At 67.9% G+C, this 13,189-nt stretch carries 12 protein-coding genes; 7 read left to right on the top strand and 5 right to left on the bottom strand.

All coding sequences use genetic code 11. From position 1 onward, the window contains the following. Position 1: 1 nt before the first annotated feature. Entirely contained in the window at positions 2 to 1,339 is a 1,338-nt protein-coding gene (locus tag ACT3TD_RS07385; protein ID WP_441578998.1) for a glycoside hydrolase family 32 protein, read from the top strand. A gap of 12 nt (positions 1,340 to 1,351) precedes the next feature. Here the strand turns inward: ACT3TD_RS07385 and ACT3TD_RS07380 are convergent, their stop codons facing one another. Then, positions 1,352 to 1,636, bottom strand: a complete 285-nt coding sequence (locus ACT3TD_RS07380; RefSeq protein ID WP_441578999.1) for a hypothetical protein — start codon at positions 1,634 to 1,636, stop codon at positions 1,352 to 1,354. 635 nt (positions 1,637 to 2,271) lie between these two features. Between ACT3TD_RS07380 and metE the strand changes: the two genes are divergently transcribed. Beyond that, positions 2,272 to 4,623 carry a 5-methyltetrahydropteroyltriglutamate--homocysteine S-methyltransferase gene (gene metE / locus ACT3TD_RS07375; RefSeq protein ID WP_444614995.1) on the top strand — a complete coding sequence of 784 codons (2,352 nt, stop codon included), beginning with the start codon at positions 2,272 to 2,274 and terminating at the stop codon, positions 4,621 to 4,623. Positions 4,624 to 4,774: 151 nt separating this feature from the next. Continuing rightward, a complete protein-coding gene (locus ACT3TD_RS07370; RefSeq protein ID WP_441579001.1) occupies positions 4,775 to 5,308 on the top strand; it encodes an RDD family protein in 534 nt (177 codons plus the stop codon). Between the two features lie 131 nt (positions 5,309 to 5,439). On the opposite strand, the gene ACT3TD_RS07365 is transcribed toward ACT3TD_RS07370, so the two are convergent. After that, the gene (locus ACT3TD_RS07365) at positions 5,440 to 5,877 is read right to left on the bottom strand and encodes a DUF1648 domain-containing protein (RefSeq protein ID WP_441579002.1); all 438 of its coding nucleotides are present in this window, start codon (positions 5,875 to 5,877) and stop codon (positions 5,440 to 5,442) included. 494 nt (positions 5,878 to 6,371) lie between these two features. On the opposite strand from ACT3TD_RS07365, the gene ACT3TD_RS07360 reads away from it, so the two are divergent. From ACT3TD_RS07360 to ACT3TD_RS07345, 4 genes are all read left to right on the top strand, one after another. Next, on the top strand, positions 6,372 to 7,097 hold the full coding sequence (locus tag ACT3TD_RS07360) for an SPFH domain-containing protein (RefSeq protein WP_441588329.1): 726 nt from the start codon (positions 6,372 to 6,374) through the stop codon (positions 7,095 to 7,097). Between the two features lie 175 nt (positions 7,098 to 7,272). Further along, entirely contained in the window at positions 7,273 to 8,097 is an 825-nt protein-coding gene (locus ACT3TD_RS07355; RefSeq protein ID WP_301443933.1) for a (Fe-S)-binding protein, read from the top strand. After that, positions 8,094 to 9,602 carry a lactate utilization protein B gene (locus ACT3TD_RS07350; protein WP_441579005.1) on the top strand — a complete coding sequence of 503 codons (1,509 nt, stop codon included), beginning with the start codon at positions 8,094 to 8,096 and terminating at the stop codon, positions 9,600 to 9,602. Before ACT3TD_RS07355 ends, ACT3TD_RS07350 begins: the two co-directional genes overlap by 4 nt. Beyond that, entirely contained in the window at positions 9,599 to 10,282 is a 684-nt protein-coding gene (locus tag ACT3TD_RS07345) for a LutC/YkgG family protein (RefSeq protein WP_301443931.1), read from the top strand. The genes ACT3TD_RS07350 and ACT3TD_RS07345 overlap by 4 nt, the downstream gene beginning before the upstream one ends. Before the next feature lie 107 nt (positions 10,283 to 10,389). On the opposite strand, the gene ACT3TD_RS07340 is transcribed toward ACT3TD_RS07345, so the two are convergent. From ACT3TD_RS07340 to ACT3TD_RS07330, 3 genes are all read right to left on the bottom strand, one after another. Further along, complete coding sequence (locus ACT3TD_RS07340) at positions 10,390 to 11,208, bottom strand: MarR family winged helix-turn-helix transcriptional regulator (protein WP_441579006.1); 819 nt, start codon at positions 11,206 to 11,208, stop codon at positions 10,390 to 10,392. A gap of 216 nt (positions 11,209 to 11,424) precedes the next feature. Then, positions 11,425 to 12,444, bottom strand: coding sequence for a glycine betaine ABC transporter substrate-binding protein (locus ACT3TD_RS07335; protein WP_441579007.1), 1,020 nt, complete (start codon positions 12,442 to 12,444; stop codon positions 11,425 to 11,427). A 3-nt stretch (positions 12,445 to 12,447) separates the two neighbouring features. Then, positions 12,448 to 13,188, bottom strand: a complete 741-nt coding sequence (locus ACT3TD_RS07330; RefSeq protein ID WP_441579008.1) for an ABC transporter permease — start codon at positions 13,186 to 13,188, stop codon at positions 12,448 to 12,450. Between the last annotated feature and the right edge of the window lies 1 nt (position 13,189).

Below are 13,189 nucleotides of genomic sequence, written 5' to 3'. Positions count from 1 at the left end.
CATGCAGCATCCGCGGCCCCGCCACCACCTCACCCCGCCCACCGGTCGGCTCAACGACCCGAACGGGATGTACCTCGACGGCGACGTCCTGCACGTCTACTACCAGCACGACCCCGGTTTTCCGGAAGCGCCGAAACGCACCGGGTGGGGCCACGCGACGACCTCGCTCACCGGCGAGGGCCGAGGCGTCTGGCACCACCTGCCGGACGCGCTCTACCCGGACGCCTCCTACGACCGCGACGGGTGCTACTCCGGATCTGCGGTGGTCGTGGACGACCGCGTGCGGCTGTTCTACACCGGGAACCTGAAAGTCGAGGGGCAGCGTCTCCCCACCCAGAACCTGGTCGAGGTCGACCACCCCGATGGCCCCGAGGGAGGCTTCCACCACCGGTCCCCCTCGAACCCGGTGATCGACGGCCCGGAGGAGGGCTACACCGGCCATTTTCGTGACCCCCAGATCACTGCCGAACCGGGCACCTCCGGCGAGTGGCGGATGCTGCTCGGTGCCCAACGGGAGGACGGCACAGGTGCCGTGGTCCGCTACTCGTCGACAGACCTGGAAAAGTGGTGTTTCGACGGGGAGATCGAGTTCGACACCTCCCAGGCGATGCCCGGTGATTCACCCGATGTCATCCCCGGTGGCTACATGTGGGAGTGCCCGAACCTGCTCACGTTGCAGGACTCCGGGACCGGGGAGCGCCTGGATGTGCTCGTCTTCTGTCCGCAGGGTCTCGAGCCGGTGACCGTCGACGGCGTCACCCACTACGCCAGCTCCGACCAGTGCGGCTACCTCGTCGGACGGATGCGCGGCACCACCTTCGAGGTGGTGCGTGGATTCAGCGAACTCGACCACGGACATGAGTTCTACGCCCCACAGGCCGTGGTCACGACCGAGGGTGACCGTGCTGTCCTCGTCGGCTGGATGGGGCTGCCCGGGCAGGACGACCAGCCGACGCTGGCCGACGGCTGGGTGCACTGCCTCACGGTGCCCCGGGTGCTGAGGCTGTGTGACCGTGGCCTGTACCAGGAGCTGTTCCTGCCCCCGCAGGACACCGAACCGGACGGTACCTTCGGCCGCACGACCACCCTGCGGCGGCAATTGGGGACGACGCCTGCCCACCTGCGCGTGGACACCGGTCCTACGTCCGGGGTCGAGATTCTCTGGGAACCCGGGCACCTGACGGTGGCTCGAGGCGATGACACCAGGACAATGGCCTGTCCGCCCGGTGAACTCACCGTCCTCGTCGACGCCTCCACGGTGGAGTTGACCGCCGGTGGCGGAGCAGTGGCCTGCGCCCTGCGCTCTTTCCCTGAGCCCGCATCCCGACCTGTCAGCTAACTCATGCCCGGCTCACCGACGCAGGATGCTCTCATCCTCGAGATGCCCGATCTCGCGGTCACCCACCTCGTCCTCCAACTCAACCAACAGCGAGGCAGCCCGTCCCACGTCCTCACACGCTGAATGTGCCTCGGGAATAGTGCCTACGATCGTCGCGACGAGGATCTCATCGGAGTCCTCCTGCACGGCCGCACGCGTCCCGTAACAACTGGTGGTCCCCGCCGTGAAATGCACCCGGAGACTCGTCGCTCCGACCTCCTCGACGGACTCCCACTGGACGATGCGCTCGTCGGTCATGTCATCACGCGGTTCATCGTCACCCGCGTCCGTTACGGAGCCCGACCCGCCTCCCTGGTCGTTCCGATTCTCCACAGAACATCCGAGCAGCAATGCGGGAAGCAGCAACACTGACAGGCATTTGAGGCGGGACATTTTTCACTCCGTAGGGATTGCGGTTCGCTACACTCACTGCAGTTCCTTGTGAGCCACACTACCTACTTTTGCTGGCAACACAATGGCTCGGTCACGAACCATTCCTGCAGCCAGACAGCGCACTAACGGTACCTAACCTGCGCTGCGGCGAGGAGTCTGCAGAGAGACCTGAACAGGCCGTGCGCCAGGCGACATGAGCGAAATAACGTGATGGACTTGACAGACTAAGCGGTCTACTGGTTACCTTGGGCGCGAAGCAGTCGACGAGAGTCGAGTTCCCCTCCTGGAGCCCCGGACGAGGTGGAACCTGCGGTGATGAACCGCAGCATGTGGTCTGCCGTTCACGGTCGTCATCAGCGCTAACCGCGTCTCCGACGCGAGCACCGTGTCCGCGCGTTCCCGGGGCGTACCCCGAGGCGCGGCTAGAACTCTTCTAGGGCCCCACATGTGACTCACCGGCCGACGGCGAGAACCGTACATCCACATGTGAAGGATCATTTGTGACCGCACAGATCAACGCCACCGTCGCCGGGGTTCCGCGCATCGGCCCGAAGCGCGAGCTGAAGAAGGCCCTCGAGACCTACTGGAAGGACGCGTCCACAGGACGCAACCTGGCCACCGTCGCCACCCAGCTGGTCAACCAGCAGGCCGACAACCTCACCCAGGCCGGCCTCGACTCCGTGCCCACCATCGGCCGTAGCTTCTACGACTCGATGTTGGACACCTCCGCCCTCCTCGGCGCCCTGCCGACCCGCGTCGCCGACATCGACGACCACGGCAACGACGGACTCCCCGCCTACATCGACCGGCTCTTCACCGCCGCCCGCGGCACCGCCGGCCTGCCCGCCAGCGCGATGACCAAGTGGTTCGACACCAACTACCACTACATCGTCCCGGAGCTCGCCGCCGACACCGAGTTCCGTCTCGACGACGCCGCCCTGCTCGCCGACCTCGGCGACCAGGTCACCCGCGGCACCGTCGCGCGTCCGGTCATCATCGGCCCGCTGACCTACCTGGCGCTCGCCCGCACCACCGACGGTTCGGACGCCCTGGCCCACCTCGAGGAGATCTTCGAGGCCTACGCCCGCCTGCTGCCGCGCCTGGCGGACCGCGGTGCCACCTGGGTCCAGTTCGACGAGCCCTACCTGGTCACCGACGTGGACAAGGACGACGCCCGCAAGGCCGACCTCCTGGCCCGCACCCGCGCCGGCTACGAGAAGCTCGTGGCCGCCGCCGGCGAGACCAACCTGCTGGTCCAGACCTACTTCGGTGACGGCGACCTGGCCGTCAAGACCCTCTCCGGCATCGGCATCGCCGCCTTCGGCGTCGACCTCGTGACTGGACGCACCGACGAGCGTCAGGCCGACGACACCAACGTCGCCGACGCCGACCTGCTTCCGTCCTGGACCGGCGACGAGGAGATCCTCGCCGGCGTCGTCGACGGACGCAACATCTGGCGCACCGACCTGGCCCGCGCCCTGGACACCCTCAAGGCCCTCGCCGCACGCGGCCCGGTCGGCGTGTCCACCAGCTCCTCCCTGCTGCACGTCCCCTACTCCCTCGCCCAGGAGACCAGCCTCGACGACGACTCCGAGCTGCGCAGCTGGCTCGCCTTCGGCGCCGAGAAGGTCGCCGAGGTCGCCGTCCTGTCCCGCCTGCTCAACGGCACCGAGACCGAGGACGACAAGGCCGCCGTCGCCGAGGCGGAGAAGGCCGTGGCGTCCCGCCGCGCCTCCGAGCGCACCCGCAACAGCGCGCTGCGCACCCGCACCGACGCCGTCACCGACGCCGACCGCAGCCGCAACCCCTTCGACCAGCGCCGCGAGGTGCAGGACAAGGAGCTCGGCCTGCCGCCGCTGCCGACGACCACCATCGGCTCCTTCCCGCAGACCACCGAGATCCGCCAGGCCCGCGCCAAGCTGCGCAAGGGTGACTTCACGCCCGAGCAGTACCACGAGGCCATGGTCAACGAGATCAAGGACGTCGTCGACCGCCAGGAGGCCCTCGGCCTCGACGTGCTCGTCCACGGCGAGCCCGAGCGCAACGACATGGTCCAGTACTTCTCCGAGCAGCTCGAGGGCTACCACTCCACCGACCTGGCGTGGGTCCAGTCCTACGGTTCGCGTTGCGTGCGCCCGCCGATCCTCTTCGGCGACGTGACCCGCCCGGAGCCCATGACCGTCGACTGGTTCAAGGTCGCACAGTCCTTCACCGACAAGCCGGTCAAGGGCATGCTCACCGGCCCGGTCACCATGCTCGCCTGGTCCTTCGTCCGCGACGACCAGCCGCTCGGCGCCACCGCCGACCAGGTCGCCCTGGCCCTGCGCGACGAGATCTCCGACCTCGCCGATGCCGGCGCGAAGATCATCCAGGTCGACGAGCCCGCCATCCGCGAGCTGCTGCCGCTGCGTGCCTCCCAGCAGCCCGCCTACCTGGCCTGGGCCGTGGGCTCCTTCCGCCTGGCCACCGCCGGTGCGCAGGACGCCACCCAGATCCACACCCACATGTGCTACTCCGAGTTCAACGAGCTCATCGGCACCGTGGGTGACCTGGACGCCGACGTGACCTCCATCGAGGCCTCGCGTAACGGCATGCGTGTGCTGCACGCACTGCGCGACTCCGGCTTCGAGCTGGGCGTGGGCCCGGGCGTGTGGGACATCCACTCCCCGCGTGTCCCCGACCAGGGCGAGGTCGACACGCTGCTGGCCGAGGCACTGGAGGCCGTCCCGGCCCGCCAGCTGTGGGTCAACCCCGACTGCGGTCTGAAGACCCGCGGCTGGGACGAGACCACCGCCTCGATCAAGGTGCTCGTCGCCGCGGCCGAGAAGGCCCGCGCCAGCGTCAACGCCTAAGCACCGCCGCACCACAGCAGCACCGTCTGAGCGCTGCAACGCAGCAACCTCGGAGGTTGGTCATCCCGACCCCCGGGGTTGCTGCCTTATGCTGTAGACATCCTCGGCTTCCCCAACCTCCCCCACGACACGTGAAGGACACGACGGTCCCATGACGAACAACCCGAACCCCAACCCCTACGACGGCGTCCCGTCCTACGGGTCCTACAACAACGACCCCTACGGCCAGGACCCCAACAACCTGGTGCCGAACCCGCGCCCCGGCGCCGGCCGCCGGCTGGGCGCGACGCTGATCGACGGCGTCATCATCGGAATCATCGCGACTGCAATCACCTCTCTGCTGGGCATCGAAACTGCCTCACTCGAGCCTGGCCCGATGTTCACGTCGAGTCTGATCTCCCTGATCGTCTGGTTCATCGCCCGTGTCGGCAGCGAGGTCGCGTGGGGCGCCACCCCGGGCAAGCGACTGCTGGGTATGAAGGTCGTCACCGCCGCCGGCTCGAACCCGGACGCCGTCTCCTCCCTGAAGCGTAACTCCTGGTACGCCGCACAGATCATCCCCTTCATCGGATTCTTCGTCTACCTCGGCCTCGCGATCTTCATCGGCGTCAAGATCTCCAACGACCCGGAGAAGCGCTCCTGGTTCGACAAGTTCGGCGGCCTCAGCGTGATCCGCACCTCGTAGTACCCCGGGATACTCGGTGTCCGGACCTCACGGCCCGATCACTTCCTCAAGACCCCCGGCATATTGATGGTTCTCCCCTTGGGCAACCAACAATATGCCGGGGGTCTGATGCGTTCATCCGCCACCGCAGGTCAGCCACCGACCTTGATCATCCTCGCGATCCCGACAGCGACGGCCCCGAGCAATACAGCGAGCCAGGGCACGATCAACAAGGTTGCGTTCACCCCGGCCACGACGGAGAGTACAAGGCTCGCGAAGATCCCGGTACATCCGAGGTTCGTCCACACCATCATCTGTTCGCCGATGCGGTAGAGCGACTGTGCGTTAGCCTCGGTCACCTCCCTCGGATAATTGAACAGCCGGGGACGCCGCGACAACCAGTCAAGCGCTCCCACCAGGAGCAGCAACACCCCGGCCATGATCAGGAGCGAGTACTTCGGTCCCCAATCGTCGGCCTGTCCCAGCCCATTGAAATGCGTCGGGACGGTGGTTGGCATCGACGGGTACATGGCTAGCGTCAGCACCGCGGTGACGACCGCGGCGACGCCCGTGACACGACGTAGCCACACAGTGACCTGTCCTGTTACATACGTACGTTCCGGTCTCGACGAACTACCGAACAACAGTGCTTCACCTCAAAAATTTCACGGCATTCCCCTCTACAAACTACAGGTGAGCAGGAGCGCAGGCGCATGGTCGCCTCCACACCCACACCGCCGGCGAATCATTCAGGCGGCAGCGTAATCCCCTGCAATCGCCAACCGTCCGCGCTAGGCTGGCTTCAGCACCGCACCGTGGTTGCTGGGCGCGTCCGGTCTTCCGGGGTGTTCCCGATTGAACTGGTGCGGACCGCTACGGTAACGCCTGACCAGGCGGGGGTTCGAGTCCCCACACTCCTTGAATGGGTTGCCGTCGCGCGGAACACTTTCGGCAGGAGCCTGCGGCCCGGCCCGATCCCGCACCCTGCTTGATCCAGGGTGCGGGGGACGCCCCGGTGCCCCGCCCCCGCCGGACCCGCCCGGCGGCAACCCCTCCAACTTTCCTCGACAACCACGGTGATCACATGGGTTTCCTCCGCTCCCGCCGGAACACGTCCGGCGCGTCCTTCTACATGCCCCTCTCCAACGCCACGGGGTGGCAGCCGTGCACGCTGCGCTCGCCCGTCGCCCTGCCGGGCCACGCCGTCCTGCGGCAGCGGGAAGGACGCATCGAGCGGTTGGACGCCCGGGCCGTCGCGCGTCCCGGCGACCGTTTCCGCCAGGTCGACCGCCGTCGCCGGCTGATCACCGTGCACCCGCAGACCGTCCCCACGTCCGACGCCCTTCCGGTGACCCTCACCCTGGCGATGTCGGTGCACACCGTGGACCCGGTCACCTACGTCTCCGCCGCGCAGGGCCCCGACGAGGAGATCTACCTCGCCGCCCAGATCGCGCTGCGTGAACTCGTCGCCACCCTGCCGCTGGAGGACTTCGCCGGCTCGCGCATCGACCTGTCGCCCGTGCAGGACGCCCTCGGCGACACCGCCGCGTCCGTCGGCGTGGCCGTCGACTCCGTCCTGCTCAAGGACGTCAGCCTGCCCGCCGAGTACTCCTCGGCACTGCAGGAGGCCGTGGTGTCCAAGGTCCTCGCCGAGAATGACCTGGAGCGCGCCCGCAACGAGGTCAAGACCACCCGCGCGCGTCTGGCCAGCGCGAAGGTGCTGGAGCAGAACCCCGTCCTGGCGAGGATCCGCATGCTCGAGGCCCTGCCGCAGGGCTCGACGATCGAGGTCCGCCCCGACCAGGTGTAGTCCCCCGTCCCTCCCCCGGGAACTACTGTGGAGGCACAGGACGGTCCGGAGGTCCGCGATCCCCACGTCGGCTGACTACCGCGCGTGCGCTCACCCCGGTCGTCCCAGGCAGAAGCACCAGTCGAGCTTGAGAAGAGCTGCTGTGCTCCACGACTTGAGACGAGGGACGACTCCCATGAAGATCGCGTTGTTCGCGACATGCATCGTCGACGCCATGTATCCCGAGGTGGCGAAGGCGACCGTCGACATCCTGGAACGGCTGGGGCACCGGGTGGTGTTCCCGGAGCGTCAGGCCTGCTGCGGCCAGATGCACATCAACTCCGGCAAGTTCACCGACGCCTACCCGGTGGTCCGCAACCACGTGCGTGCCTTCGAGGACGCCGACTGGGACTACGCCATCGCCCCCAGCGGCTCCTGCGTGGCCTCGCTCGGCCACCAGCACCCGATGATCGCCGACTACAACGGCGACGCCGACCTGGCGTCCCGCGCCACCGGCATCGCCGAGCGCACCTACGAACTGTGCCAGTTCCTCACCGACGTCGAGGGCGTCACCGACGCCTCCGCGCAGCTCGGCAGCTGGTTCCCGCACACGGTGGCCTACCACCCGTCCTGCCACGGCATGCGCCTGCTGCGCCTCGGCGACCGGCAGCGCGACCTACTGGCCTCCGTGGACGGCCTGGAGCTGCGCACCATCGGCAACGAGGACATCTGCTGCGGTTTCGGCGGCACCTTCTCCGTGAAGAACCCGCAGGTCTCCGGCGCGATGCTCGGCGACAAGGTCGAGGCGGTCATCTCCACCGGCGCCTCGGTGTGCACCGGCGGCGACGTGTCCTGCCTGATGCACATCGGCGGCGGGCTGTCGCGCACCGGACGCCTCGTGCCCGGCGAGGGACGCGTCCCCTCCGCGGTGCACCTGGCGCGGATCCTGGCGTCCACCAGGGAGAACCCGCTGCTGCTGGAGGACCAGGGCGCCACGGTCACCGGAGGTGAGCTGCGATGAGTTCACACACCGTACTGGGCATGCCCACCGTCCCCGGCCACGGCAACCTGCTGGAGACCCACCCCTTCCCCGAGGTCGCCGAGCACGAGCTCGGCAACGTGCAGATGCGCGGCAACCTGCAGCACGCCACCCAGACGATCCGTGGCAAGCGGGCCGCCCGGGTGGACGAGATGCCGGACTGGCAGGCGCTGCGCGACGCCGGCTCCGCCGTCAAGCAGGACGTGATGTCGCGTCTGCCCGAGCTGCTCCAGCAGTTCGAGGAGGCGTTCACCGCGCGCGGCGGCCACGTCCACTGGGCACGCGACGCCGAGGAGGCCAACCGCATCGTCGAGGGCCTCATCAAGGAGAACGCCCCGCTCACCGAGGACGGCGTGCGCGAGGTGATCAAGGTCAAGTCCATGGCGACCCAGGAGATCGGGCTCAACGAGTACCTTGAACCGCGCGGCGTCAAGGCCTTCGAGACCGACCTCGCCGAACTGATCGTGCAGCTCGGCGGCGACAAACCCAGCCACATCCTGGTCCCGGCGATCCACCGCAACCGCGACGAGATCCGCCGCATCTTCCTCAACGGCATGGAGGACGTCGACCCCGACCTCGACAACAACCCCGAGCACCTCGCCGAGGCGAGCCGGCGTCACCTACGCCGCAAGTTCATGGAGACCAAGGTGGCGATCTCGGGCGCCAACTTCGGCATCGCCGAGACCGGCACCCTGTCCGTGGTCGAGTCCGAGGGCAACGGGCGCATGTGCGTGACCCTGCCGGAGACGCTGATCACGGTGATGGGCATCGAGAAGCTGCTGCCGTCCTTCCAGGACCTGGAGGTGTTCATGCAGCTGCTGCCGCGCTCCTCCACCGGTGAGCGGATGAACCCCTACAGCTCCTTCTGGACGGGCGTGACCCCGGGCGACGGCCCGCAGAACGCCCACGTGATCCTGCTGGACAACGGGCGGACCCGGGCGCTGGCCGACGAGAACGGGCGGCAGGCCCTGCACTGCATCCGGTGCTCTGCCTGCATGAACGTGTGCCCGGTGTACGAACGCGCCGGCGGCCACGCCTACGGATCGGTGTACCCGGGCCCCATCGGTGCGATCCTCACTCCTTTGCTCACCGGGGTGGACGAGTCCGCGAACGGCTCGTTGCCCTACGCGTCCTCGCTGTGCGGCTCCTGCTACGACGCCTGCCCGGTGAAGATCAACATCCCGGAGATGCTCACGCGTCTGCGCAACGAGGACCAGGAGGTCAACCACGGCGGACCGGTGCCGTCCACGCAGCTGGACGCGGCGTTGGACGGCGCGAAGTGGCTGATGAGCGACGGCCGACGCATGGGCCTGGCCGAGCGCGCACTGCCGCTGGTGCACAAGGTCACCCCGTCGTCCGGGATGACCTCGCTGCCCGGTGTCGCCGGGATGTGGACCAGCTCGCGCGACATCCCCCAACCACCGGCGGAGTCCTTCCGCAGCTGGTTCCGCAAGCACGAGAAGGAACAGAAGGAGACCGACCGGTGACTGATTCACGCAATGACGCCCGTACCGAGGTGCTGGCCCGTGTGCGCTCCTCGCTGGGGCTCCGCGACGGGCAGGACAGTGCCGGGACGGTGGACGTGCCGCGTGCCTACCGCAGGACGGGGACGCTGGATGCTGCCGGCCTCGTCGACCTGCTGGTCGACCGGCTCGAGGACTACGACGCCACCGTGACGCGCTGCGACGGCACGTCCGGGGAGATCGCCGGGGCCGTCCGCCACTTCCTGGACAAGGCCGGCGAGAACACCGCCGACCACCGTGTCATGGTGCCCGCCGCCCTCGACCACGACTGGGTGTCCACCCTGGACGCCGAGATCCTCGACGACTCCACCGAGGCCCCGGTGGGACTCGACGAGATGAACGACGTGTCCGCCGTGGTGACGTCCTCGGCGGTGAGCGTGGCGGACACCGGCACGATCATGCTGGTCGGCCCGGAGTCCGGACGCCGCGCGACGACCCTGGTCCCCGACCACCACGTCGTGGTGGTCAAGGTGGCCGACATCGTGGAGATCGTCCCCGAGGCGATCACCAGGCTGGTCAGCGAGGGGTTCGACGACCACCCGGTCACGATGGTCTCCGGACCGAGCGCGACCGTGGACATCGAGCTGATCCGTGTGCAGGGTGTGCACGGTCCGCGCACGCTGGACGTGGTGATCGCCGGCTAGCGTCCCGCCGCGGCGCACCAGTGGTGCACCTGTGGCACCCAATGCGAGACAGCAACCCCGGAGGTCGGTGTGACCGACCTCCGGGGTTATTGTCTCGCAGTTCCTGATCAGGCGAACCGGGCACCGCGTCCGAAACCACGGCCGAAGCCCTGGCCGAAGTCACGGCCCGTCATGCCCATGCGCAACATCGCCATCCGGCCCATCTCGGCGCGCGGATCCATCCCGTGCTCCTCGAAGCCCTCAGCGCCATTCGGGATGTCGCCGGCCTCACGGTCGCACCACTCGGCACGGTCCTCGTCGGGACGCTCACCACCACGACCGCCGCGACCACCACGCCGGCCCCGTCCACCGTGTCCGCCACGACCGCCGTGGCCACCGAATCCGGGCTCGCCGCCGAAGGGGTGCGGACCGCCGAAACCACGGCCCCGACCGTCGCCGCCACCTTCGCCGCGGAAGTCGCCCCGGAAATCGTCGGGGAACTTCGCACGCACCGCGTCCGACACCCGGTCCAGCAGCTCGCCGAACTGGTCGCGCTCCTCCTCGGACAGCACGTCGAAGGGATCCTCCATCTCCTGGAAGCCTGACTCCGCAGTCCTGCCCTCCTCGGTGATCTCGACGTTGAAGGTGCGACGGTCGGTCTCGTCACGCTTGCGCTCCACGAGCCCGGCGGACTCGAGCTTGCCGAGCAGCTCGCTCAGCGACTGGGGACGAACACCCAGCATGTATGCAAGTTCACGCTGCGGCATCGGGCTACGCAGGGTCAGGATGCGCAGCACCCTGCCCTGACCGGCGCGCATTCCGCCGAATGCCCGGCCCCCGCGACCCATCATGTCCATACGCCGCAGCATCATGGCGAGGTGGGTGAGGCGGTCGGCGAGATCCGGGGACGCCGTAATGTTCGCTGCGTTCTCGGTGTTCTCGGTCATGTCTTCCATGTCCACTCCTTGAGTTGATGCGGTACCTGTTGTTCAGGTACCTGCTGATGTAGATACTACGCAGGTACCTGACAATGTCAAGCGGTACCTTCGCATCTCCTCTTTGCGCAGGCAGCAACCCCAGGGGTTGGTGCCACCATCCCCTGGGGTTGCTGTCTCATCGAGCCGCCGCGGTCACCACCGCGATCCTCACCGCGGGCACATGGGTCAGTCCTCCACGAATCCCTCGTCGCGCAACCAGTCCCAGGCCACGTCGACGGGTTCCTCGCCGTCCACGTCGATCCGGGCGTTGAGGTCGATCAAGGTCTCGTCCTCCAGTTTCTCCGAGACCGGGCCGAAGAGGTCGGCGATCTGCGGGTACTCGTCCATGAGCCCCTCGGCCACCACCGCCGAGAGGTTGTACTTCGGGAAGAACTGCTTGTCGTCCTCGAGGATCTGCAGGTCCAGCGCCTTGATCCGGCCGTCGGTGGTGAACACCTCGCCGAAGTTGCAGGTGCCACCGGCCGTCGCCGCGTAGATCGCACCGGTGTCCATCAACGACTGGTCGACGTCCGCCGGGGTCAGCCCGTAGGCCTCGAGCATCGGGATCAGGCCGTCGTTACGGTTGGCGAACTCCGACTCCACGCACAACGTGCGCTCGGCACGCGGCACCTCAGCCAGGTCGGAGAGCGTCTCCACCCCGAGTTCCTCGGCGACCGGACGGGTCGTGGCGAAACCGTAGGTGTTGTTCATCGGCGCCGGCGGCAACCAGACCAGCCCGTTCTCCTTCTCCTCGTCACGGACCGCCTCGTACTGCTTCTGCTCGTCCGGGATGGGGTCGTCGTGGTTGAGGTAGGTGGTCCAGGCACTGCCGGTGTACTCCCACTGCATGTTCACGTCGCCCTCGACCATGGCCTGACGTGCACTGGAGGATCCGGGAATATTGGTGAGGTCCTTGACGTCCGCCCCGGCGGACTGGAAGAGGATCACCGCCATCTTGCCCAGCAGGACCTGCTCGGTGAAGTTCTTCGAACCCACCGCCACCGTGGCACCGGAGAGGTCGACGTCCTCCACGTCGCCGGCGAGCGTGCCGGTGGGACTGTAGCCGCCGGCGGTGCCCAGGCCACAGGCCGTGGCGAGCACCGCGGAAAGCGCGGTGACCAGGGCGAGGACCTTGACACGGAGGCCCCGGAAGGCACGGAAGCCACGGTGGCCGCGTGGTGCGGCGCGTTCAGTCATGGTGGTCATGGCTCAGAGTCCCTTCGGGGTCAGCGCGACTTCGAGCAGCCGGCCCACCCATTCGACCATCAGGGCCAGCAGGGCGATGAGGATCGCGCCCGAGACCAGGACGTTGAAGCGGTAGAGCGTGATGCCCGTCTGGATCAGTGCACCGAGGCCACCGGCGTCGATGAAGGTGGCGAACGCGCCGGCACCGACCAGCAGGACCAGCGCGGTCCGCGCACCGGTCATGATCACCGGCAGCGCCATGGGGAACTCCACGCGGAAGAGCACCTGCACCGGGGACATCCCCATGCCGCGGGCCGCCTCCACGAGCTGGCGGTCCACACCGGTCAGCCCGGCGACCGTGTTCGCCAGCACCGGCAGGAAGGCGTAGATGCTCAGCGAGAGCACCGCCGTGGGGGTGCCGAAACCCAGCCAGATCGCCAGCAGCACGATGACACCGATGACCGGCGCGGACTGGCCGATGTTGCCGATCAGCGTGGTCAACAGCGAGAGGATGCGGGAGCGTCGGCGGGTGAGCAGCACCCCGACGGGCACGGCCGTGGCCAGCACGATCACCGCACACATCACCACCAGGACGATGTGCTCACGCGCCATGGTCGCCACACTGCCCCACGCCAAGGCGCGGGTCTCGACGTCCCCCAGGTCGGCGGTCTGCCGCCAGGTCACCCAGCCGAGGAAGACGACCGCGACCAGGACGGGGATGCCGATGATGAGGAGTTTGTCCTCCCCGGAGAGCCTGCGCAGCATG

This window comes from Corynebacterium sp. AOP36-E1-14 (genome assembly GCF_052377495.1).
Classification (GTDB): domain Bacteria; phylum Actinomycetota; class Actinomycetes; order Mycobacteriales; family Mycobacteriaceae; genus Corynebacterium.
Note: the sequence above shows the minus strand (reverse complement) of the source record. Positions and strands in the feature narration are given on the sequence as shown.

What these genes read in the sequence shown, in the direction of transcription:
- ACT3TD_RS07385 (WP_441578998.1), top strand. Translation starts at nt 2, where the DNA reads ATGCAGCATCCGCGGCCCCGCCACCACCTCACCCCGCCCACCGGTCGG.
- ACT3TD_RS07330 (WP_441579008.1), bottom strand. Translation starts at nt 13,188, where the DNA reads ATGCTGCGCAGGCTCTCCGGGGAGGACAAACTCCTCATCATCGGCATC.
- ACT3TD_RS07380 (WP_441578999.1), bottom strand. Translation starts at nt 1,636, where the DNA reads ATGACCGACGAGCGCATCGTCCAGTGGGAGTCCGTCGAGGAGGTCGGA.
- ACT3TD_RS07350 (WP_441579005.1), top strand. Translation starts at nt 8,094, where the DNA reads ATGAGTTCACACACCGTACTGGGCATGCCCACCGTCCCCGGCCACGGC.
- ACT3TD_RS07335 (WP_441579007.1), bottom strand. Translation starts at nt 12,444, where the DNA reads ATGACCACCATGACTGAACGCGCCGCACCACGCGGCCACCGTGGCTTC.
- ACT3TD_RS07340 (WP_441579006.1), bottom strand. Translation starts at nt 11,208, where the DNA reads ATGACCGAGAACACCGAGAACGCAGCGAACATTACGGCGTCCCCGGAT.
- ACT3TD_RS07360 (WP_441588329.1), top strand. Translation starts at nt 6,372, where the DNA reads ATGGGTTTCCTCCGCTCCCGCCGGAACACGTCCGGCGCGTCCTTCTAC.
- ACT3TD_RS07355 (WP_301443933.1), top strand. Translation starts at nt 7,273, where the DNA reads ATGAAGATCGCGTTGTTCGCGACATGCATCGTCGACGCCATGTATCCC.
- ACT3TD_RS07370 (WP_441579001.1), top strand. Translation starts at nt 4,775, where the DNA reads ATGACGAACAACCCGAACCCCAACCCCTACGACGGCGTCCCGTCCTAC.